This window comes from Mesorhizobium sp. M0011 (assembly GCF_040324155.1).
In the GTDB taxonomy this organism is placed as follows: Bacteria; Pseudomonadota; Alphaproteobacteria; order Rhizobiales; family Rhizobiaceae; genus Mesorhizobium.
Window position 1 is genome coordinate 58,060 of record NZ_JAMYVQ010000019.1, and the last position, 21,851, is coordinate 79,910.

The 21,851-nt window shown below is 62.4% G+C and carries 17 protein-coding genes; 11 read left to right on the top strand and 6 right to left on the bottom strand.

Going from position 1 to position 21,851, the window contains the following annotated elements:
* Positions 1-94: 94 nt before the first annotated feature.
* Complete coding sequence (locus tag NKK51_RS20465; RefSeq protein WP_023811126.1) at positions 95-1,114, bottom strand: hypothetical protein; 1,020 nt, start codon at positions 1,112-1,114, stop codon at positions 95-97.
* Between NKK51_RS20465 and NKK51_RS20470 the strand changes: the two genes are divergently transcribed.
* The 5 genes from NKK51_RS20470 (at position 1,085) to NKK51_RS20490 (ending at position 7,081) form a co-directional block, all read left to right on the top strand.
* Positions 1,085-1,858 carry a GNAT family N-acetyltransferase gene (locus tag NKK51_RS20470; protein WP_196815322.1) on the top strand — a complete coding sequence of 258 codons (774 nt, stop codon included), beginning with the start codon at positions 1,085-1,087 and terminating at the stop codon, positions 1,856-1,858. The two genes, NKK51_RS20465 and NKK51_RS20470, sit on opposite strands and share 30 nt — an antisense overlap.
* Positions 1,855-3,081: a cytochrome P450 gene (locus NKK51_RS20475; RefSeq protein WP_352554420.1), complete on the top strand. Its 1,227-nt coding sequence runs from the start codon at positions 1,855-1,857 to the stop codon at positions 3,079-3,081. The genes NKK51_RS20470 and NKK51_RS20475 overlap by 4 nt, the downstream gene beginning before the upstream one ends.
* Before the next feature lie 158 nt (positions 3,082-3,239).
* The gene (locus NKK51_RS20480; protein ID WP_023811123.1) at positions 3,240-4,247 is read left to right on the top strand and encodes an iron ABC transporter substrate-binding protein; all 1,008 of its coding nucleotides are present in this window, start codon (positions 3,240-3,242) and stop codon (positions 4,245-4,247) included.
* Between the two features lie 174 nt (positions 4,248-4,421).
* The gene (locus tag NKK51_RS20485; RefSeq protein ID WP_352554458.1) at positions 4,422-6,002 is read left to right on the top strand and encodes an ABC transporter permease; all 1,581 of its coding nucleotides are present in this window, start codon (positions 4,422-4,424) and stop codon (positions 6,000-6,002) included.
* The gene (locus tag NKK51_RS20490; protein WP_352554421.1) at positions 5,999-7,081 is read left to right on the top strand and encodes an ABC transporter ATP-binding protein; all 1,083 of its coding nucleotides are present in this window, start codon (positions 5,999-6,001) and stop codon (positions 7,079-7,081) included. The genes NKK51_RS20485 and NKK51_RS20490 overlap by 4 nt, the downstream gene beginning before the upstream one ends.
* 13 nt (positions 7,082-7,094) lie before the next feature.
* On the opposite strand, the gene NKK51_RS20495 is transcribed toward NKK51_RS20490, so the two are convergent.
* From NKK51_RS20495 to ugpB, 4 genes are all read right to left on the bottom strand, one after another.
* Positions 7,095-8,162 carry a sn-glycerol-3-phosphate import ATP-binding protein UgpC gene (locus NKK51_RS20495; protein ID WP_352554422.1) on the bottom strand — a complete coding sequence of 356 codons (1,068 nt, stop codon included), beginning with the start codon at positions 8,160-8,162 and terminating at the stop codon, positions 7,095-7,097.
* 7 nt (positions 8,163-8,169) lie between these two features.
* Positions 8,170-9,018 carry a sn-glycerol-3-phosphate ABC transporter permease UgpE gene (ugpE, locus tag NKK51_RS20500; protein WP_352554423.1) on the bottom strand — a complete coding sequence of 283 codons (849 nt, stop codon included), beginning with the start codon at positions 9,016-9,018 and terminating at the stop codon, positions 8,170-8,172.
* A gap of 9 nt (positions 9,019-9,027) precedes the next feature.
* Positions 9,028-9,948 carry a sn-glycerol-3-phosphate ABC transporter permease UgpA gene (gene ugpA, locus NKK51_RS20505; protein WP_352554424.1) on the bottom strand — a complete coding sequence of 307 codons (921 nt, stop codon included), beginning with the start codon at positions 9,946-9,948 and terminating at the stop codon, positions 9,028-9,030.
* A gap of 158 nt (positions 9,949-10,106) precedes the next feature.
* Positions 10,107-11,417 carry a sn-glycerol-3-phosphate ABC transporter substrate-binding protein UgpB gene (gene ugpB / locus NKK51_RS20510; protein ID WP_352554425.1) on the bottom strand — a complete coding sequence of 437 codons (1,311 nt, stop codon included), beginning with the start codon at positions 11,415-11,417 and terminating at the stop codon, positions 10,107-10,109.
* 359 nt (positions 11,418-11,776) lie between these two features.
* On the opposite strand from ugpB, the gene NKK51_RS20515 reads away from it, so the two are divergent.
* Entirely contained in the window at positions 11,777-14,209 is a 2,433-nt protein-coding gene (locus NKK51_RS20515) for an EAL domain-containing protein (RefSeq protein ID WP_352554426.1), read from the top strand.
* On the opposite strand, the gene tlpA is transcribed toward NKK51_RS20515, so the two are convergent.
* Positions 14,206-14,895 carry a thiol:disulfide interchange protein TlpA gene (tlpA, locus tag NKK51_RS20520; RefSeq protein WP_128304648.1) on the bottom strand — a complete coding sequence of 230 codons (690 nt, stop codon included), beginning with the start codon at positions 14,893-14,895 and terminating at the stop codon, positions 14,206-14,208. The two genes, NKK51_RS20515 and tlpA, sit on opposite strands and share 4 nt — an antisense overlap.
* A 35-nt stretch (positions 14,896-14,930) precedes the next feature.
* Between tlpA and argH the strand changes: the two genes are divergently transcribed.
* From argH to NKK51_RS20545, 5 genes are all read left to right on the top strand, one after another.
* Positions 14,931-16,331: an argininosuccinate lyase gene (gene argH, locus NKK51_RS20525; RefSeq protein ID WP_023811113.1), complete on the top strand. Its 1,401-nt coding sequence runs from the start codon at positions 14,931-14,933 to the stop codon at positions 16,329-16,331.
* A gap of 118 nt (positions 16,332-16,449) precedes the next feature.
* Positions 16,450-16,656 (top strand): LPS translocon maturation chaperone LptM, encoded by a 207-nt coding sequence (gene lptM / locus NKK51_RS20530; RefSeq protein WP_023811112.1) that lies wholly within the window; start codon positions 16,450-16,452, stop codon positions 16,654-16,656.
* 64 nt (positions 16,657-16,720) lie between these two features.
* Positions 16,721-17,989: a diaminopimelate decarboxylase gene (gene lysA, locus NKK51_RS20535; protein WP_128304650.1), complete on the top strand. Its 1,269-nt coding sequence runs from the start codon at positions 16,721-16,723 to the stop codon at positions 17,987-17,989.
* A gap of 39 nt (positions 17,990-18,028) precedes the next feature.
* On the top strand, positions 18,029-18,970 hold the full coding sequence (locus NKK51_RS20540; RefSeq protein ID WP_352554427.1) for a threonine/serine dehydratase: 942 nt from the start codon (positions 18,029-18,031) through the stop codon (positions 18,968-18,970).
* Positions 18,971-19,204: 234 nt separating this feature from the next.
* The gene (locus tag NKK51_RS20545) at positions 19,205-21,793 is read left to right on the top strand and encodes a TIGR02302 family protein (protein ID WP_352554428.1); all 2,589 of its coding nucleotides are present in this window, start codon (positions 19,205-19,207) and stop codon (positions 21,791-21,793) included.
* Positions 21,794-21,851 lie beyond the last annotated feature (58 nt).

Here is a 21,851-nt window from a genome sequence, read left to right on the forward strand (position 1 = left end):
TGTCCAAGCCAAACTGCCGGCAAATCACGAAAGTTTGCTGCACACTGCGCGCCGATCGCCAGTGCGATATTGCCCCGCGCTCTTGTTCTTGAACTCAAGGCTTGGCGCCGAACATGGCATCCCGGAAAGACCTGAAGCCCTTTCGAACGGTCAGCTTCATTCGTCTGCGACGGTACTTGTTTCTCAGGCGGCCCAAGATCTGGAGATGTGTCTCATCGATATCCGGAGTGGATAGGGGATCGTTAGCATATGGCAGCTGTGCCAAGGCATCTGCATGCATGTTGGCGTAAGGCAACGAATCATATCTGTCGAAGGGTGTGGGAGGGTCGTTCAATACAGTGGGATTGGTGTTGATCTCGAAAACCTGGATGCGACCATCGACAATGGTGTAGTCGATCCTGCCATATGAGATCCCCGCCTTCTCGAAAATCGGCATCAGCTCTACCGCATGCGGATTGTCGCGCACAAAGGCGGTATGCTCGACCCGATGTTGCCCCGACATACCGCCTCCCTGTACCTTTATGAACCACTCCTTGCTGGCGAAGCAGTGTTGCGCATAACTGCGCTCGCCGATCCGATATGCCGAGTATTTTCGGTAGCTGCCATCGGCACCAGCCTTTGCTCCAAACTCCACCACCATGGGGCGAACAAAATTCATCGTACCCAGGTTCGAGAGCGCCTCGCCGAGTTCCGCCGGCGATTGCAACAGCGGCGGCACTTTATAAGCGGCGCCCGTCTCGTCACGCAGAAAGACAGGAAAACGCATTCCCGCCGGCAGAATTTCGGGTCTGTATACATTGAAATCATTGATGCCGTCCGCGAACAGCATACGCAATAGATCGAAACGCTGAAGGCTTTTTCGCGGATGGTTGAGTTGAAACAGATCAGGCTGCTGCGACTTCATTCGCTGGCTGAGATTGGAGCATGCTTCAATCTCTGCTTCGCTCAGTCGGTCCAAATCCGTCCAAAGAACGGTGCCTCTGGAAATCTCAAGCAGATGCGCCCGTTCGTCATAGGGGACAAAGCGCACAGAATCCTGCAAATCAGTTCGAAAATAGAGTAGCAGGCTTGCCAGGGTATAGGCATGCAAGCGATGGCAAACATAGAAGATCATGAGACAACCCGCCCCTACTCATGCACCCATCAACAGCTGGTATCAGAAAATTATCGATTCGATATCGCAATTACGAGCGGCCTTTCGACGATGAAGATGATCGTATTTCAACAACTTGTGGCAGACGACGTTCCGGGCATGGCCGCGATGGAGGCCGCAGCCTGGGGACGACTCGGTGCCAGCGAAAAAACAATTCACCACCGGCTTTCGCTCGGGCATACAATGATCCTGGCCATGGTTGAGAACCTTGTTGCAGGCGCGATCTGCTTCGTGGAAACCAGCCAAGATCCGCACGATACGGGAAGGTTCCCCAAGACCTTCTCCGCCTACTCTTCGCTTGTCAGGAGCCAACCTGCACGGTCACTCTACGTTTACAATCTTGGTGTGCGACCCGAATTCCGCGGCACCGACATGGCACGCCGCCTGTTGTCGCAAATGTCTGACTATGGCCGGCAGGTCGGTGCGCGTTGGTTGGTCGGCGACGGACGTTGCCCGTCCTACGCAGGAGCACAGGACGAGTTGCCCGACAAGGTTCGGCCGGATCCGGAATTTCGTCGGACCATCGACGATTGGCACCGGACCGGTGTCATGCCTTCGGTGGAATCAATAACGAGGGATCCGCTACTGCGGTTCTATAACCGTGTTCTCCGGTGCGAATTTCTACATCTCGCGTCCGATTTTCTACCTGAAGACATGAGTTCCGGCGGATTTCGCGTTATCTTTGCTGTCGATCTTGCCCGATGACAGATCAAGCTGATCTATTTGACCCCATTGCCCATGGCAGCGATGCGTTTCCCGAATTCGCCCGTCGTCGGAGTTCAGGAGGCGCCAGTTGGGGCAAACCTCCTTATCCCGAGGTCGGTGAAGCCTTCTACGTGTTCAGCCATGCGCTTGTTTCCCAGGCCTTGAAACACCCGCTGTTGCTGCAGGCACCGCCGGGCGCCTATCAGGAGGTCAGGCAAAAGATCAGCGCCAATCCGGCCCTGGACCTGTTGACCCGTTCCATGCTGCTGTCCGACCCGCCGCGGCACATGCGCCTGCGCCGCCCATTGGCTGGTTCGCTAAGCTTTTCCTCCAGCAATGGGCTGTTCGACCGGCTTGCGGCCAAAGCGTCGGAACTTACGCAGGCAGCTGTACAAAAACCGGAGTTCGACGCGGTTCGTGATATAGGCCTGCCGCTATCGTTTTCAGGCCTGGAACAGATCCTTGGTATCGACATGGACGATCCCTGGCGGATTGGCGCCGACGCACAGCTTATGGCCAACGCCCTTGAAATAAGGGCCGGAGGCGTAGACGAAGACGAAGACGATGCCTGCCGCCGGTTGGAGGCATGGGTATCCAGCGTGATAGAACACGGTGCTGTGCGCCCAAACGGTATTTCAGCTCAGATGCTTGCCGAAGTCGAGGCTGGCCGCTGGCTGAAAGACGATGCCATTGCAAACATCGTATTCCTGCTCTTTGCCGGGCAGGCGACAGTCGTCGATACCTTCGGCAATGCGCTGGTCGCGCTTGCACGCTTCCCTGAACAGCTTTCGCTGCTTGCAGATGGGAAAGTCAGTTGGTTTTCAGCAGCCGAAGAGCTGCTCCGTTTTTGCGCTCCGGTTCACTATGCCGGAGCGCGTATCGCCGCGGAAGATTTGCAGTTTGGTGGCGCAACCATAAAAGCCGGGCAGGCCGTTGTACCCGTGCTGGCGAGCGCCAATCGAGACATTTCTGTTTTTCCGGCGGGCGACCGGTTGGATTTGGGTTCCGGCATTTCGTCGGCCCTTGCCTTTGGCACCGGACTGCATGCCTGTCTGGGTCAACACGTCGCCCGGTTAGAAATGGCTGTACTGCTGGAGGCCTTGTTCACGCAGGCCAAAGGCTGGTGCTTGGATCTTCCCAGGGTCGTCAGGCGGCATTCGGTGCTTTTCCACGGTTTGCAAGCCGCCCCATTCATCCGGTCGGCCGATCAAACATCGGGTTGAATTCGGCACGCCATTCGCGTCACTTCATCACTTGGAATTGTGAGCCCGACATCAAGCGTTTGTGCTTCAGCGGCCGATTGAAGCAGATCACCAATGTTGACTAAGGCTGTCAGGTATCGGTAGGTGAGCCGGTGCCAACCGAACTTTAGGACAATGACATGAAATACGCTCTTTCCACTCTCGCCGGCGCCACCGCGCTGGCAATCATGCTGATCGCCAGCCCGTCGATGGCGGAAGATGATGGCATCATTGTCTACAACGCCCAGCACGAAAGCCTGACCAAGGCGTGGGCCGAAGGCTTCACCAAGGAGACCGGCATCAAGGTCACCGTGCGCAATGGCGGCGACAGCGACTTCTCCAACCAGATCGTCGCTGAGGGCACTGCTTCGCCGGCCGACGTGTTCCTGACGGAAAACTCGCCGGCCATGGTGCTGGTCGAGACGGCCGGCCTGTTCGCGCCGGTCGACGCCGACACGTTGGCACAGGTTCCCCAGGACTATCAGCCGGCCAGCGGCAAATGGGTCGGCGTCGCAGCGCGCAGCACGGTCTTTGCCTATAACAAGACCAAGCTGACCGCCGACCAGTTGCCCAAGTCGATGCTCGACCTCGCCGATCCGAGCTGGAAGGGCCGTTGGGCCGCCTCCCCGTCAGGCGCCGATTTCCAGGCCATCGTCAGTGCCCTGCTCCAGCTCAAGGGCGAAGCCGCTACCGCCGACTGGCTGAAGGCGATGAAAACCAACTTCACCGCCTATAAGGGCAACAGCACGGTGATGAAGGCGGTCAATGCCGGCGAGATCGAAGGCGGCGTCATCTATCACTATTACTACTTCGGCGATCAGGCCAAGACCGGCGAAAACAGCAAGAATGTCGAGCTGCACTATTTCAAGAACCAGGATCCGGGCGCGTTCGTCTCGATCTCCGGCGGCGGTGTGCTGGCCTCGAGCAAGCATCCGAAGGAAGCCCAGGCCTTCCTGAAATGGCTGACCGGCAAGGGCGGCCAGGACGTGCTGAAGACCGGCGATTCCTTCGAATACGCGGTCGGCAAGGGTGCGGAGTCCAACCCGAAGCTGGTGCCGCTCGTCGATCTGCAGGCACCAAAGGTCGACGCCACGACGCTGAACTCCAAGAAGGTCACCGACCTGATGACGGCAGCCGGCTTGCTTTAGTTGCCATTCGTCCTAAAAGGACACCCGACCACGCTCCCGCGGGAATTCGCCTTCCGCGGGAGTGATTTTGTTTTTCGAGATGGCATTCGTCGATGACGACACGCTGTGTTCCCGACCGTGATCGCGGTCCTTCAATTGCTGCCGCTGGACGGCAGCGGCACGGCGTCTGACCTGATGCAGTCCGCGGTCGATCTCGCGCGTTCGGGCCTGCCTTCGGGCACAGGCCGAAGGGCCCGGCGACGCGCACCGCTTTGGCTGGTCCTCGCCGCCATCTTCGTTGCGCTGCTGGCGCTGGTGCCGCTCGCCTTCATCATCTGGATCGCGGTGCAGACCGGCTGGGAAACCGTCTCGGCGCTGGTCTTCCGGCCGCGTGTCGGCGAGCTTCTGGTCAACACTGTCCTGCTGGTCGCGCTCTCCGTGCCGATCACCATCGTGCTGTCGGTTGCGCTGGCCTGGCTGACCGAACGCAGCGACCTGCCGGGCGCCCGGCTCTGGGCCTGGCTATGCGTGGCGCCGCTCGCCATCCCGGCTTTCGTGCACAGCTATGCCTGGATCACCATGGTGCCGGGACTGCACGGCCTGTGGGCCGGCGTGCTGGTTTCCGTGATCGCCTATTTCCCGTTCCTGTATCTGCCAGTGTCGGCGGCATTGCGCCGTCTCGATCCCGCCCTCGAGGACGCCGCCGCCGCACTCGGCCTTGGGCCCCGGCGCGTGTTCTGGCGGGTCGTGCTGCCGCAATTGCGGCTCGCCATCTGCGGCGGCTCGCTGCTGGTCGGCCTGCATCTGCTGGCCGAGTACGGCCTCTATGTCTTCATCCGCTTCGACACCTTCACCACGGCGATCGTCGACCAGTTCCAGTCGACCTTCAACGGACCGGCCGCCAACATGCTGGCCGGCGTGCTGGTCAGTTGCTGCTTCGTGCTGCTCGGCCTCGAAGTGCTGGTGCGCGGTGAGGAGCGCTATGCCCGCGTCGGCTCAGGTGCGGCGCGCCATCAGCAACGCACGAGCCTCGGACGCGCCACCATCCCGAGCCTGCTCTTGCTTGTCGTCACCACGCTTTTGGCGCTCGGCGTGCCGTTCGTCACCATCGGCGGCTGGCTTGCCGCCGGCGGCGCCGCTGTCTGGCGCCTGGACGAAATCGGCCTGGCGCTTGGGCAGACGCTGTTCCTGGCGCTCGCCGGCGCCTTGCTGGCCACCGTCGCCGCCATGCCGATGGCCTGGATCTCGATCCGCGCGCCGGGGCCATTGCAGCGCCTGCTGGAGGGCTGCAACTACATTGTCGGCTCGTTGCCCGGCGTCGTCATTGCGCTGGCGCTGGTCACCATCACCGTGCGCATCGCGCTGCCGCTCTACCAGACCCTGTTCACGATCCTGGTGGCCTATGCGCTGATGTTCCTGCCGCGCGCGCTGGTCAGCCTGCGGGCGTCGATCGCGCAGGCGCCGGTCGAACTCGAACGCGCTGCTTCCAGCCTCGGCCGGCCGCCGCTGCAGGCGCTGTGGTCGACCACGATCCGCCTGTCGGCGCCAGGTGCCGCGGCCGGCATGGCGCTGGTGGCGCTCGGCATCATGAACGAACTGACCGCCACCCAGATGCTGGCGCCGAACGGCACCCGCACGCTGGCGATGGCGTTCTGGTCCTACAGTGGCGAGATTGATTATGCCTCGGCGGCACCTTACGCCTTCATCATGGTGGCGATGTCGCTTCCCTTGACCTGGCTGCTCTATGTCCAGTCGAAACGGATGGCCGGACGATGAGCTTTCTCGAAATCAGCGGCCTGCACAAGCAGTACGGCCCGGTGGCCGCCCTTGCCGGCGTCGACCTGAACGTCGCCAGCGGCAGCCGCACGGCGATTGTCGGTCCGTCCGGCTGCGGCAAGACGACCTTGCTGCGGCTGATCGCCGGCTTCGAGGCCCCGGACCAGGGCCGCATCACGCTCGATGGCGAGGTGCTGGCCAATGGCGGCGCGGCGGTACCAGCGCATCGCCGCGGCATCGGCGTGGTGGCGCAGGACGGCGCCCTGTTCCCGCATCTGACCATTGCCGATAATATCGGCTTCGGCATGGCCCGAGGCGAGGACAAGCGCGCTGAGCGCATCGTCGAACTCGCCTATATCGTCGGACTCGACAAGGCGATCCTCAAACGCCGCCCGCACGAACTCTCCGGCGGCCAGCAGCAGCGTGTGGCATTGGCCCGCGCCATGGCGATGAAGCCCAGGCTGATGCTTCTGGACGAGCCGTTCTCGGCGCTCGATACCGGCCTGCGCGCCTCGATGCGCAAGGCGGTAGCCGAGCTGCTGGAAGCCGCCGGCATCACCACCATCCTGGTGACGCACGACCAGGCCGAGGCGCTGTCCTTCGCCAGCCAGGTCGCGGTGATGCGCGACGGCAAGTTCTCGCAGATCGGCACGCCGCGCGAACTCTATCTCAAGCCGAAGGACAGGATGATCGCCGAATTCCTGGGCGACGCCATCATCCTGCCGGCCAAGATATCGAATGGCTTCGCCAACTCGCCGCTCGGCCGCATCGCGGTCGACACCAATGACAGCCGCGATATCGCCCGCATCATGCTTCGCCCGGAGCAGATCGCGCTGAAGAGAACGTCGCGCGAGGGCATGTCCGGCACCTCGGACATGCTGTTCGGCGAAGTGACGGAATCGGAATTCGCCGGCTCGATGTGCACGGTCGCGGTGCGGCTCTTGAACAATGCCGATCCGCCCGATGCGGCAGCGATCGGCAACACGCCGCTGGTCCTGCGCAAACCGGGCATGGACGCGCCGGCGGTCGGCGAGATCGTCCGGCTGACCGTATCGGGAAAGGCGCATGTCTTCGCCTGAACGCCGTATGCGGTTAACCGACGCGCTTTCCTGCCTGATCGAACCAGTGCAGCTTTTCTGCCTTGGCAACCACGCGCAATTGGTTGCCAACCGTGGCGGTGGCGCGACCCGCGACACGCACGACGATGCGGTTGCCGCCTGCCGCACAGTGAAGGAAACTTTCGGCGCCTACCGGTTCGACTGCCTCGACCAGCGCCGGCAGAACGAGCGCGCCGGACGGCGCCTCCGCATTGAAGGTGACGTCGGCATCCTCGGGCCGAAAACCGAGGGTCGCAGCTCTTGCCTCCCGAGGCGCGAAAGCGATCGCCGTGCCGTCTGCGAGCACCGCGCCCGAGGCGCCTTCGGTCAGTGCCAGGAGATTCATCGGCGGCGCGCCGATGAAGGAAGCGACGAAGGTCGAGGCCGGTCTTTCGTAGACGTCGAGCGGCGCCCCCATTTGCTCGACCAGTCCGGCATTCATGACGACGAGAATGTCGGCCAACGTCATCGCCTCGAGCTGGTCATGCGTGACATAGACCGACGTGACGCCAAGCGAGCGTTGCAGGTTCTTTATCTCGACCCGCATCTGGCCACGCAATTTGGCATCGAGATTGGAGAGCGGCTCGTCGAACAGGAAAACCCTCGGGTTGCGCACAATGGCACGACCCATGGCGACACGCTGGCGCTGGCCGCCGGAAAGCTCCCGCGGGCGGCGGTCGAGCAGCGCCGAAAGTTCCAGTATTTTCGCCGTCGCGCGAACCCGGCTGTCGATCTCGTCCTTCGGCGTGCCGCGGTTGCGCAGCCCATAGGCCATATTGTCGTAGACTTTCATATGCGGATAGAGCGCGTAGTTCTGGAACACCATGGCGATGTCACGCTCGGTTGGACCGATTGAGTTTACGATCTTGCCGTCGATCGCAACTGTTCCCGAGGAGATGGTTTCGAGCCCGGCGATCATCCTGAGCAGCGTGGACTTACCGCAACCCGATGGACCGACGAGCACGCAAAGCTGCCTGTCGGGAACTGCGATTGAAACGCCCTTCACGGCCTCGAAACCGCTGGGGTAGACCTTCTTCACATCCTTCAGATCGACGGTCGCCATCAGCTTCTCACTTTTCGGAATCGACCAGGCCGCGAACGAACCAGCGTTGCATCAGCACCACGATCAGGATCGGCGGCACGATGGCCAGCATCGCTGTAACCATGACCAGGTGCCATTGCGTATCGGCATCGGCGAAGGAGACCATCTTTCTGAGCGCGATGACGATCGTGTTCATGTTGCTGCTGTTGGTGACGAGCAGCGGCCACAGATACTGCGTCCAGCCATAAATGAAGAGGATGACGAACAGCGCCGCGATATTTGTCCGCGACAAGGGCAACAGGATATCGAAGAAGAAGCGCCACGGCCCCGCACCGTCGACACGCGCCGCCTCCACCAGCTCACCTGGAATGGTCATGAAAAACTGTCGAAACAGCAATGTGGCGGTGGCCGAGGCGATCAGCGGGATGATCAAGCCGGCATAGGTGTCGATCATGCCGAGATCGACCATCACCTTGTAGGTCGGCAGGATGCGCACCTCAACGGGAAGCATCAGGGTGATGAAGATCAGCCAGAAGAAGACCATCCGCAGCGGAAAACGGAAGAACACGATCGCATAGGCCGACAGGATCGAGATGAAAATCTTCCCCACCGCGATGCCGAGCGCCATGACCGTGGTGTTGAGCAGCAATCGACCGACGCTGACGCCGCCGATGCGACCGACACCGCCGAACAGCGCCTCGGTGTAATTGTTCCAGAACTGATCGCCGGGCAGGAGCGGCAATGGCGGCCTGAGGATCGTTTGCAGCGTCTGTGTCGAGGCGACGAATGTGTAGTAGATCGGAAAGGCAACGATCAATATGCCGAGGATCAGCACGGCATGGGCGAGGAAAATGCGAAACGAGGACTGGCCGATCATCGCTCGCCCTCAGCCGTAATGGACTTTGCGTTCCACATAGCGGAACTGGATGGCCGTGAGCGAGATGACGATGACCATCAGGATGACCGACTGCGCCGCCGAGTCACCGAGGATCAGATTGACGAAGCCGTCATTGTAGACCTTGTAGACCAGCGTCTCAGTTGTCTTGCCCGGACCGCCCCCGGTGACGGCATGGACGATGCCGAACGTGTCGAACAGGGCATAGACGGTGTTGACGACCAGCAGGAAGAAGGTCGTCGGCGCAAGCAGCGGGAAGACGATGGTCCAGAATCGCTTGGTCTCGCCGGCGCCGTCCATGGCCGCCGCCTCGATCAAGGCTTTCGGCACCGCCTGCAGGCCGGCGACGAAGAACAGGAAATTGTAGCTGATCTGCTTCCAGGCAGCGGCGGACACCAGCAGGATCATGGCGTGGGTGCCGTTGAGCAGTGGATCCCAGGCGATGCCGAGACTCCTCAGCATGTAGGCTAGCGACCCGATCGACGGGTTGAAGAGGAACAGCCACAGCATACCGGCGATCGCCGGCGCCACCGCGTAGGGCCAGATCAAGAGCGTGCGGTAGAGACCTTTGCCGCGCACCACCTTCTCTGCCATGACCGCAAGCAGGAGCGCCACGCACATGGCGACGATAGCGGTCGCAAGGGAAAATACCACCGTGACCTTGATCGAGTTCAGGTAGGCCGGATCGGCAAGCACTTTCCTGAAATTGGCGAACCAGACGAACTTGGTCCTCAGTCCGAACGGATCCTGCCTGAGCATGGATTGGTAGAACGCCTGACCGGCCGGCCAGTAGAAAAACACGAGCGTGATGGCCAGTTGCGGCGCCACCAGCAGGTAGGGAAGGACCTTGTTGGGAAACACGACGCGAGGGGTCACTGAGCCACTCCGAGGTGATGAGCCGGGCGGCACCATGCGGCACCCCTCTCCGCCAAGATGGCTTTGACGAGCGTTTCGGCGTTGGCATCATCGACCATTGGCGAAATCGCAAGGGACGGCAAAACTCCCCTCGCCGAGGGGAGACGCCTGGCAGGACAGGTGGGTGCGCCGTAGAGCAAGGACCTGCGCTCGCTCTAATTCCCCAGCGCTTCCTTGATCGCCGCATTGCCACGCGTAACCGCGTTGTCGAGCGCCTGCTGCGCGGTTTGCTGGCCGGCGAGCATCTTCTCGAACTCCTCGTTCTGGATATCGCGCACCTGCGGCAGGTTCGGCAGACGTACGCCCTTGGAATTGTCGGTCGGCGCCTTACCCGTCATCTGCAGGATCGGGGTCTCGCGACCGACGTTCTTGTCATAGAAACCGGACTTCTTGGTCGCTTCATAAGCCGCCAGCGTCACCGGCAGATAACCCGACTTCTGGTGCAGGTATTCTTGCACCTCGGTCTTCGACAGGTAGGCGAAGAAGGCCGCGACGCCCTTGTATTCCTCGTCGGATTTATCAGCGAAAACCCACAGGCTGGCGCCACCCGGCGTCGTGTTCTGCGGCGCGCCCTTGGCGTCGCTGTCATAGGGCAATTGGCCGATGCCGTAATTCATGCCGGACTTGACGATATCGCCAAGTCCGCCGGAGGATTCGGTCATGATCCCGCATTCGCCCGCAAGGAATATCTGCTTGGCTTCCGAGGTGCGGCCGCCATATTTGAAGGTGCCGTCCTTGGCGAGGTCTGCGAGCGCTTGGAAATGGTTGACGAAAATCGGCGCATTGATCTTGAGCTCGACATCGCCGCCGGCCAGACCGTTCTGCTGGGTGGCCCATGACACGTCATTCCAGGCCGCGAAATTCTCCAGATGGATCCAGGTCAGCCAGGTCGAGGTGTAGCCGCAGACGGCCGCGCCGCTCGCCTTGATCTTCTTGGCGTCTTCCCACACCTCATTCCAGGTCTTGGGTGGGCTGTCGACGTCGAGACCAGCCTTCTTGAAGATATCCTTGTTGTAATAAAGGATCGGCGAGGAGGAGTTGTAGGGGAAGGAGAGCATGGTGCCGTCCGGCTTCGAATAATAGCCGACTATGCCTGGCAGATACTGGCTCTTGTCGAAGGTCATTCCAGCGCTGGTCAACACATCGGCTGCCGGCTTGATTGCGCCTTCGGCTGCCATCATCACGCCGGTGCCGACGTCGAACACCTGCATGATGTCGGGCGCCTGGCCGGCACGGTAGGCGGCGATGCCGGCATTCAGCGTCTCGGGATACGTGCCTTTGAACACCGGAACAAGTTCATAGTCGCTCTGGCTGGCATTGAAATCTTTGGAGATCTTGTCGACAACTTCGGCATTGGCGCCAGTCATGGCGTGCCACCAACTGATCTGCGTGACAGCAAAAGCGGAGGTTGAGGAAAGCAGCATAAAGGTGGCGGCAACACCGGCCGCGAAGCCGAAGGACTTCATGTTTCATCTCCCGTTTGTCATTGGCGAAAGGGGCACTCCCGCAAAGGCAATATGTGTCGCTCGTGACAATCAGACAACGGTTTTGTTGCAGATCGACGAACTTCACCCTTTACCTCACGCCACCCTCGCCTCCGCTTGGAGACATGGAAAGCCACACGGTTAGCCGGCTTAGCGCGACGACAAGCGCGCCAGGAACTACCATCGGAACTGCCAAGCTGGCTTCGGCGTGTCAGCCCTGATTGCAGCCGCCGCAACCCGAAGAGACACGCCAAGGTTGCAGGCGACTTTATCGATCCCTCAACGGCAACGCGCTACTCAATCCTGCTGCCCTGTTTATTTCCAAAGATCAGGTGAAATAAATGCTGACGGTCTACAATTGTATCGTCAACGAACACGATCTGAGACTGGTCGCACTTGCCGCGCTGATCTGCGGAATTTCCTGTTTCTCTGCCGTCAACCTGCTTCATCACATAAGCCGCTCCACCGATCGGAACCGGCTTGCCTGGCTGATGATCGCGGCCACTTCGACCGGCTTCGGCATCTGGGCAACGCACTTCATCGCCATGCTCGCATTCACACCGGGCATACCCAGTGCTTACGATCCCGCACTCTCCGTGCTTTCGCTCGCTGCTTCGGTCACTCTGACGGCAGCCGGCATGTGGATCGCCACCTTGCGGAATGAGTTCGATTATCATCTCGTCGGCGGCGCCGTGCTGGGCGGCGGTATCGCGGCCATGCACTACATTGGTATGGCGGCGTTCGAGGTTCAGGGCCGCATCGAGTGGAACCTGTTGCTTGTCGCCGTTTCCCTTCTGGCCGGCGTAACGCTCGCGGCGCTGGCGCTGCGTGTCGTGCAGCGCCGCCCCTCCCTGAAGGCGACATCCGGCGGCGCGGTGCTGCTGACGCTGGCAATCTGCACCCTGCATTTCATCGGCATGGGTGCCGTCTCGATCTTCCCCGATCCCTCGATCGTCATATCCGAATACACGATCGAGCCGACCTCGCAGGCTTTCGCCGCCGCCGCCGCCACATTGGTGATCCTGGTCCTGTCGGCATCGGCGCTGTGGATCGATTTGCGCTTCCGTCGCCAGAAGCTCGAGGTCGACCGCATGCACGGCCTGGCCAATGCCGCCGTGGAGGGGCTGATCGTCTGCGACGGCAACCGCATCATCAGTGCCAATGACAGCATGGCGACATTGACGGGCATCGCAACAGCGACGCTGAACGGAATGCAGCTTGGCGATCTCTTCGGATCCGACATGTCAGGCTTCGGCGAACAGCCGCAGGAGGCCGAATTGAGCGGCCGCGATGGCACGAGCATTCCTGTCGAGCTGATCGCCAGGAGCATCGACTACTGTGGCAAACCGCACAACGTGGTCGCGGTCCGCGACATTCGCGAGCGCAAGAAGGCGGAACAGGAGATCCTGCGGCTTGCCCATTTCGATCCATTGACCGGACTGGCCAATCGCCGCAGCTTTTCCGGCCGGCTGGAGACGGAAATTGCTGCGATGGGCCGGACCAGGAAAGGCGGCCAGCTTGCGCTTCTGCTGCTCGATCTCGACCGGTTCAAGGAGGTCAACGACCTGTATGGGCACGGCGCGGGCGACGCCATGCTGCAGAAGGTTGCGCATTGCGTTACCGGCATTCTTCGCCAAGGACAGATGGTGGCGCGGCTGGGCGGCGACGAATTTGCCATCATCGCGCCGAACCTGACCGACCCGTTGGAGGCAGGCCGTATCGCCGACGCGGTGCTGACCGCCATGCGCGAGGAAAACCGGCTCTCGGTCGGCGGCGGCCTCGTGTCGGCCAGCATCGGCATTGCGCTTTATCCGTCGGATGCTGAAAACCTGGCCAGCCTGATAAGTCACGCCGATACGGCACTCTACCGGGCCAAGACCGAAGGCAAGGACACCTACCGCTATTTCGAGGCCTCGATGGGAGCCGAGGCCCGCGACAAGCGCGTGATGGAGCACGAGCTGCGCCAGGCGGTCGCACGCCAGGAGTTCTACCTCGTCTACCAGCCGCAGAAAGAGATCAGCAGCGGAAAGATGGTCGGTTTCGAAGCGCTGGTCCGGTGGCGGCATCCGACGCGCGGCGACGTGTCGCCGAGCATATTCATCCCGATCGCCGAAGACAGCGGCGCCATTGGCCAGATTGGCGAATGGGTGCTGACGGCCGCCTGCGAGGAAGCCGCCCGCTGGGAAAATCCGCTGACGGTGGCCGTCAACGTTTCGGCGGTGCAGCTCCACAACACGAATTTCAGCCGCAAGGTCCACGAAACCTTGCTGAATTCCGGCCTGGCGCCCGGCAGGCTCGAGCTTGAGATCACCGAGACGGCGCTTGTTAAGGACATGCCGCGGGCACTGGCCACCTTGCGGCAGGTCAAGGCGCTGGGCGTGCGGGTCGCCATGGACGATTTTGGAACAGGCTATTCCTCGCTCTCCAACCTTCGCGCCTTCCCCTTCGACAAGATCAAGATCGATGGCTCCTTCATCAAGTCCGTCGACAAGAACGGCCAGGTCGCGGCGATCGTGCGCGCCGTCCTGGGACTTGGACGCGGTCTCGGCCTGCCGGTTCTGGCGGAAGGTGTCGAGACGCTCGGCGAACTGAAATTCCTGGACGCCGAAGCCTGCGAGATCGGCCAGGGCTATTACATCGGCAGGCCAGCTCTCATCGAGGAATTCGGCGAGCTGACCGGTGTCGTCGCACCCGCTGTCGGCAGCAAACCCGCCACCTTGCGCGACAGAAGCGTTCTGGCCTTCGCACCCGCGCCTGTCCTCAATAGGGCTTAAAAACTCTCGGGCTTGAGTGCCGTCTCGATCAGCCGCCTGGCATCCGGCCCCGACCATTCGGCCGGGCCGTTCATATGGGCGATCAGGCAGCCTTCGCCGTCGATCAGCATGGTAACGGGAAGGCCTAGCGCCAGGCCGCGCTTCTTGAGGTCGTTGAACAGCGCCATCGTCGAATCCCGGTAATAATCGAGCGTCGTGACGCCGGTATCGCTGAGGAACTTCTTCGGCTTCACATCGTCGCCGGCATCGACATTGACGGCGACCACTTCAAAGGAGTCGCTGCCCTTTTCCTTCTGCAGCGCATCGAGCGCCGGCATTTCGGCACGGCACGGCGCGCACCATGTCGCCCACAGATTGAGCAGCACCGTCTTGCCGGCATGATCGGCAAGCGTCATCGGCTTGCCGTCCGGGCCATTGAAGGCAAGGCTCTTCAGGGATTGTGGCGGATCGGCCGGCAAAAGTGCCGCAACCTCACCGGTGGCCGACGCCGCGATTTTCTTGGCGCGGTCGCTCTTGGCCGCGCAGGCGACATCGTCCTTGCTCTCATCCACGGCAGCTTGTGCCGGTGCATTGTTGCCAGACCGGCTCTCGCTGACATATACCGCGACCGCGCCCGCCAGCGCGCCCGCCACCAAGGCGGCGAGGATCAGGCGCGGGGCCGGGAAGAATCTACTACCGTCTGCCATTTTCTCAAAACTGCTCCGAAGCACGGGTTATAGCCATGAGCGACAAGAAAACCAGCAACCAGATGTGGGGCGGACGTTTTGCCTCGGGTCCGGCCGCGATCATGGAAGCGATCAACGCGTCTATCTCCTTCGACCGCAAGCTTTATGCGCAGGACATCAAAGGCTCGATCGCCCATAGCGAGATGCTGGCGCAAACGGGCATTATTTCGGCGGCCGACCAAGAAAAAATCGCAGACGGGCTGAACACGATCCTGAAAGAGATCGAGGCCGGCAGCTTCGAGTTCTCGCCACGGCTCGAAGACATCCACATGAACATCGAAGCGCGCCTTGCCGATCTGATTGGCCCGGCGGCCGGCCGCCTGCACACCGCACGCTCGCGCAACGACCAGGTCGCGGTCGATCTGAGGCTGTGGGTCAAGGAGGAGTGCTTTCGCGTCGCCGGGGCGTTGAAGGGGTTGATCGAGGCGCTGCTGGAGCGGGCCGAGGAGCATGCGGCGACCGTGATGCCGGGCTTCACCCATATGCAGGCGGCCCAGCCGGTGACCTTCGGCCATCATTGCATGGCCTATGTCGAGATGTTTTCTCGCGACCTGTCGCGCGCGCGCGATGCGATCGAACGGATGGACGAAAGCCCGCTCGGTGCCGCAGCCCTCGCCGGCACCAGCTTCCCGATCGACCGTCACCGGACCGCCAAGGCGCTCGGCTTCCGCGAGCCGATGCGCAATTCGCTGGACAGCGTCTCGGATCGCGATTTCGCGCTCGAGTTCCTCGCTCTTGCCGCGATCTGCGCCACGCATCTGTCACGGCTGGCTGAAGAGATCATCATCTGGTCGACGCCGCAATTCGGCTTTGTCAGGCTGTCGGACTCGTTTTCCACCGGCTCATCGATCATGCCGCAGAAGAAGAACCCCGATGCAGCCGAACTGGTGCGCGGCAAGACCGGCCGCGTCACCGGTCATCTGGTCGGCCTGCTGACGGTGATGAAGGGCATGCCTTTGACCTATGGCAAGGACATGCAGGAAGACAAGGAATCGGTGTTCGACGCCGCCGAGACGCTCGATCTGATGCTGGCGGCGATGACCGGCATGGTCTCGGACATGACGGTCAACGCTGTTGCGATGAAGAAGGCCGCCGGCTCCGGCCACGCCACAGCAACCGACCTTGCCGACTGGCTGGTACGCACGCTCGGCCTGCCGTTCCGCGAGGCGCATCATGTCACCGGCCGGGCGGTGGCGCTGGCCGAAGACAAGAAGGTGGGGCTGGAGAAGCTTTCACTGGAGGATTTGCAGTCGATCAATTCCGGCATCAGGGCCGACATATTTTCGGTGCTGGCGGTGCAGAACTCGGTCAAGAGCCGCACCAGTTTCGGCGGCACCGCGCCGTCGGAAGTGAGGAAGCAGATCCGCGCCTGGAAAAAGCGGCTGGCGAAGGCGTAATGCCGGATATTGCGAGCAGTAATATCCCGGATATTTCGACGAGCAATATCTCGGGGTGCAATGCGCCGAGAACTCGGCTAAAAGCGGCGGCTGACAAACGTTTCGGACGGATGGATCGATGACCGGAAGCAGGATTTTGGTGACGCTGACGCTGCTGGTTGCGATCGCGGCCGTTTCGGCCTGCGGCAGGAGGGGCGCTCTCGACACGCCCTATGAGGCGGCCGTGCAGGCGCGCAAGGATGCCTCGAAGGCCCACCAGCCCGTGCCGCCGGAGCCGGAAAAACCGGTCAAGGACAAGAAATTCATCCTCGACCCGCTGATCTAGAGCCGACGAGAGCGGGGCCTTCCAACCCGATCTCATCGAGCCCCAACTTTCCGGAACCACTCTCGTGAACCATTTCGACTACCGCGACGGCGTGCTCCATGCGGAGGACGTGGCGATACCAGATATCGCCGCACAGATCGGCACGCCATTCTACTGCTATTCGACGGCCACCCTGACCAGGCACTACCGGGTGTTTGCCCAGTCCTTTGCCGGGCTCGACGCGCTGGTCTGCTACGCCATGAAGGCCAATTCCAACCAGGCCGTCCTGCGGACGCTGGCCAAGCTCGGCGCCGGCGCCGACGTGGTTTCGGAAGGTGAATTGCGCCGGGCGCTGGCCGCCGGCATTCCGGCCGGCAAGATCCTGTTTTCGGGCGTCGGCAAGACCGCGCGCGAAATGGACTTTGCCCTTGCCGCCGGCATCCTTTGCTTCAACGTCGAGTCCGAGCCTGAACTCGAGCTGTTGTCGGCGCGGGCCACTGCCCTTGGCAAGGTGGCGCCGATCTCGCTGCGCATCAATCCCGACGTCGACGCCAAGACCCACAAGAAGATCTCCACCGGCAAGGCCGAGAACAAGTTCGGCATCCCGTGGCAGCGGGCGCGGCAGGTTTATGCCCGCGCGGCAAAGCTTCCCGGCATCAGGATCACCGGCATCGATACCCATATCGGCAGCCAGATCACCGAGCTGCAGCCCTTCGACGATGCCTTCGCCCTGCTTGTCGATCTGGTCGGCGCGCTGCGGGCGGACGGCCATGCCATCGAGCATATCGATGTCGGCGGCGGGCTCGGCATTCCCTACCGCATCGACAACAACCCGCCGCCGCTGCCCGACGCCTATGCCCAGATCGTCAGGAAGCATGTCACCAAGCTCGGGCTGAAGGTGATGTTCGAGCCTGGCCGGCTGATATCAGGCAATGCCGGCATCCTCGTCTCGGAAGTGATCTTCGTAAAGGAAGGCGACGCCAAGAACTTCCTCGTCGTCGACGCCGCAATGAACGATCTCATCCGGCCGACGCTCTACGACGCCTTCCACGACATCCGTCCGGTCGTGCAGCCGCCGGCCGACACGCCGCGCATGATGGTCGACGTGGTCGGCCCGGTCTGCGAGACCGGCGACTATATCGGCCTGGACCGCGATCTGCCCAGGCTGAAGGCCGGCGACCTGATTGCCGTCTCCACCGCCGGCGCCTATGGCGCGGTACAGGCCGGCACCTACAACACGCGTCTGCTGGTTCCGGAAGTGCTGGTCGACGGCGACCGGTTCCACGTCGTGCGCCCACGCCTGACCTATGACGACTTGATCGGGCTGGATTCCATGCCCGACTGGCTTGCATAGAAGCGCCGGAAACACACCTACCCGTCACAGGGAGCAATCATGACGAACGGCATCACCGTCACACGCGAGCGCATTGCCGCAATGGAACCGCGCATCCGCCCCTATATCAGGCTCACGCCAGTGCTGCGCGTCGACATGGCCGACTTCGACCGGCCGCCGCTGGCCGTCGACCTGAAGCTCGAATGCCTGCAGCATTCCGGCTCGTTCAAGGCGCGCGGCGCTTTCACCAATCTCCTGGAGCGGCCGGTTCCCGACGCCGGTGTCGTCGCGGCATCGGGCGGCAACCATGGCGCGGCCGTCGCCTATGCCGCCATGCGGCTGGGCCATAAGGCGACCATCTTCGTTCCCGAGGTGAGCCCGGCGGCCAAGCTGGAACGGATCCGCAGCTACGGCGCCGAGCTGATCGTCGGCGGCGCCCGCTATGCCGAGGCGTTGGCGGCCAGCGAACGTTTCGCCGAGGAGACCGGCGCCTTGCAGATCCATGCCTTCAACCAGGAGGAAACGCTCGTCGGCCAGGGCACGCTCGGGCTCGAAATCGAGAGCGATTTGCCTAAGATCGACACGCTGCTGGTCGCTGTCGGCGGCGGCGGCCTGATCGGCGGCATCGCTGCCTGGTTCGCCGGCCGCATTCGGATCATCGCCGTCGAGCCGGAAGGGGCGCCGACGCTTCATCGCGCCTTCGAGGCCGGACACCCCGTCGACGCACCGGCCGAGGGCATCGCCGCCGATTCGCTGGCGCCAAAGCGCGTCGGCGAAATGATGTTCCCGATCGCCGAAGCCTTTGTCGAACGCTCGATCCTGGTCAGCGACGACGACATCATCGCCGCGCAGAAGGCGCTGTGGAACCGGGCCCGCATCATCTCCGAGCCGGGAGGTGCGGCCGCCTTTGCCGCGGTCCTGTCGGGCCGCTATACGCCGGCGGCGGGCGAACGGGTCGCCGTGCTGGTCTGCGGGGCGAATGCGGACCCCGCTACCTTCTAATGGCCTGCTGCCTTCTAAAGGGTATGCAGGATGGAACTTTAACGGCCCACTTCACGTTTTTCCGAACTGCCTCGCCTTTGCCGTGTTTGCTGGTATTCTTTGAGTCGTGAGGCGTCGGGCTATCCTGCCCGCTCCACAGCATGATCCCGAAAGGTGAAATCCCTTTCGGAACAGATCATGCTCAAAGGGATAGGGCCGCATCCCGGTTTTCGGGATAGGCTCAAGGAAGGGCCGATGACGCAACGACCCACCTTCAGCAGCGATCGCGGCCTGGCCGGGCGCCTGGCCTTGAGCCGGTTGGCGACGCGGGTCTCGATGATGGTCGAGCGCGGCTGGCCGTTGCTGCTTCCGCTCGTCATAGTCGCCAGCCTGTTCCTCAGCATCTCCTGGCTCGGGCTGTTCTCCCGGCTGCCGGATATGGCGCGCATCGGCCTGATCGCTGCTTTTGCCATAGCGGCACTGGCCGCGCTCTATCCGCTGCGCTTCTTCCGCCTGCCGGGCGCCGCCGAAATTGACCGCCGCATCGAGGCCGCCAATCAACTGTTGCACAGCCCGGTGCTGGTGCAGACCGACCGGCCCAGCGGCAGGGAAAGCAGCTTCTCGCAGGCGCTGTGGCGCGAACACCAGAAGCGCATGGCTGGAAAGCTCGACAACCTTGGCGCCGACCTGCCGCGCACACGCGTGCCGGAGCGCGACCCCTGGGGGCTGCGCGCGGTGGCGGCCCTTTTGCTCGTTACCGCCTTCGCCTTCTCCTTCGGACCGACGGGCGGCAGGATCAGCGACGGCTTCAATGCCCATGGGACGCGCGATATCGTGCCGCCGCGCATCGATGCATGGGTGACGCCACCGGCCTATACCGGCAAGCCGCCGATCTTCTTGACCGCCGACGCAAATCAGGCGATCCCGACCTTTACGGTTCCCGAAGGCAGCGACGTTTCGCTGCGCGTGACGGGCGGCTCGGGCGAGGAGACGCTCGGCTATGCCGACAAGAATGGCAACGCCCGCGTCATCGACCCCGCTGCGCCGCAGACCGCCGCCAAGCCGGCTGCAAGCCCGGCGACGCCGTCCAAGGTGCGCCAGTTCACCAGCAAGCTGACCGGCGACGGCACGCTGACGCTGACGTCGGGCGAGGAACAGCTCGGCCGCTGGGCCTTCGCGGTCATATCGGACAAGCCGCCGCAGATCCGCTTCGTCGGCGAGCCCAAGCGCGCCGCCAATGGCGCCTTCGAGCTAAACTACCAAATCGACGACGACTATGGCGCCGCCACCGCCAAGGCGGTGTTCGCGCTCGCCGATCCGCAGGCGCCGAATGCGCGTCCGCTGTACGGTGCACCTGAAATGCCGCTGACGCTGCCGCGCCGCGGCGGCAAGTCGAACGCCGCCAGGACCTCCAAGGACCTGACCGAGCATGTCTGGGCCGGCAGCAGCATCAAGCTGACGCTAGTCGCCACCGACGATGCCGGGCACACCGCATCGAGCCAAACCAAGACGCTGCTGATGCCGGAGCGGCCTTTCGCCAATCCGCTGGCACGCGCCGTGATCGAACAGCGCCGCCTGCTGGCGCTCGACGCCAACGCCAAGCCGCGCGTGCTCGACCTGATGGACGCCATCACGCTGCGGCCGGAAGACACGTTCGACAATATGTCCCACTACCTCGCCATCATGAGTGCCCGCACCCGGCTGAAGATGGCCGAGAGCGACGATCAATTGCGCAGCGAGGTCTCCTATCTCTGGGAAATCGCGCTCGGCATCGAGGAAGGCAATCTTTCGGCCGCCGAAAAGCGGCTGCGCCAGGCGCAACAGGCGCTGCAGGACGCCATCAAGAATGGCGCCAGCGACGCTGAAATCGAAAAGGCGATGAAGGAACTGCGCGAGGCGATGAACCAGTTCCTGCAGGAATTCGCGGAGCGCGCCAAGCAGAATCCCAACGCCCCGCAGATGCAGCAGAACGGCCAGGAACTGCGCCAGAGCGACATCGATCGCATGATGGACCAGATCGAAAACCTGGCGAAGTCCGGAGATCGCGACAAGGCCCAGCAACTGCTGTCGCAACTGCAGGACATGATGAACAATCTGCAAGCCGGCCGTCAGCAGCAAGGCGGCCAGCAGGACAGCGAGATGCGCCAGCAGATGGACAAGCTGGGCGAGATCCTGCGACGTCAGCAGGAGATGATGAACGACACCTTCCGCATGGATCAGATGCAGCGCGGCGAGCGCCAGCGCGGGCAGAACCGTGACGAGCAGCTCGGCGAAGGCGGCCAGGATGAGGACAGACCCGGCGTCGGCGAAGACCGCGATCCGCTCGCCCGGCAAAAGCCGATGACACCCCAGGAATTCGCCGATGCGCTGAAACAGCTGCAGCAGGGCCAGGGCCAGCTGCAAAGCGACCTCGATCAGTTGAAGAAAGGCCTCGAAGGCATGGGTATGGAGCCCAATGAAGGATTTGGCGAGGCCGGCAAGTCCATGGGCAATGCCGAACAGGCACTCGGCGAGGGCGAAGGCGATGCGGCCGTCGGTCATCAGGGCCGGGCGCTGGAAGCGCTGCGCAAGGGCGCCAAGGACATGATGAAGCAGATGCAGGCCATGCAAGGCGACCAGGGCGGCGGCGAGGAAGGCGGCCGCCAGCAGAACGCCGATCGTGATCCGCTCGGCCGGCCACGCGCCAGCACGGGTCCCGACTTCGGCGATTCGGTGAAGGTGCCCGACGAGATCGACGTGCAGCGTGCCCGCCAGATACTGGAAGCGATCCGCAAGCGGCTCGGCAATGCGCTCAGCCCTGACATTGAACGCAGCTATCTGGAACGGCTGATCGAGCTGAAATAGAGCAATTCCACGAAAATTATGAAGCGGTTTTCCGTCCGGAATTGCTATAAAATAAAGG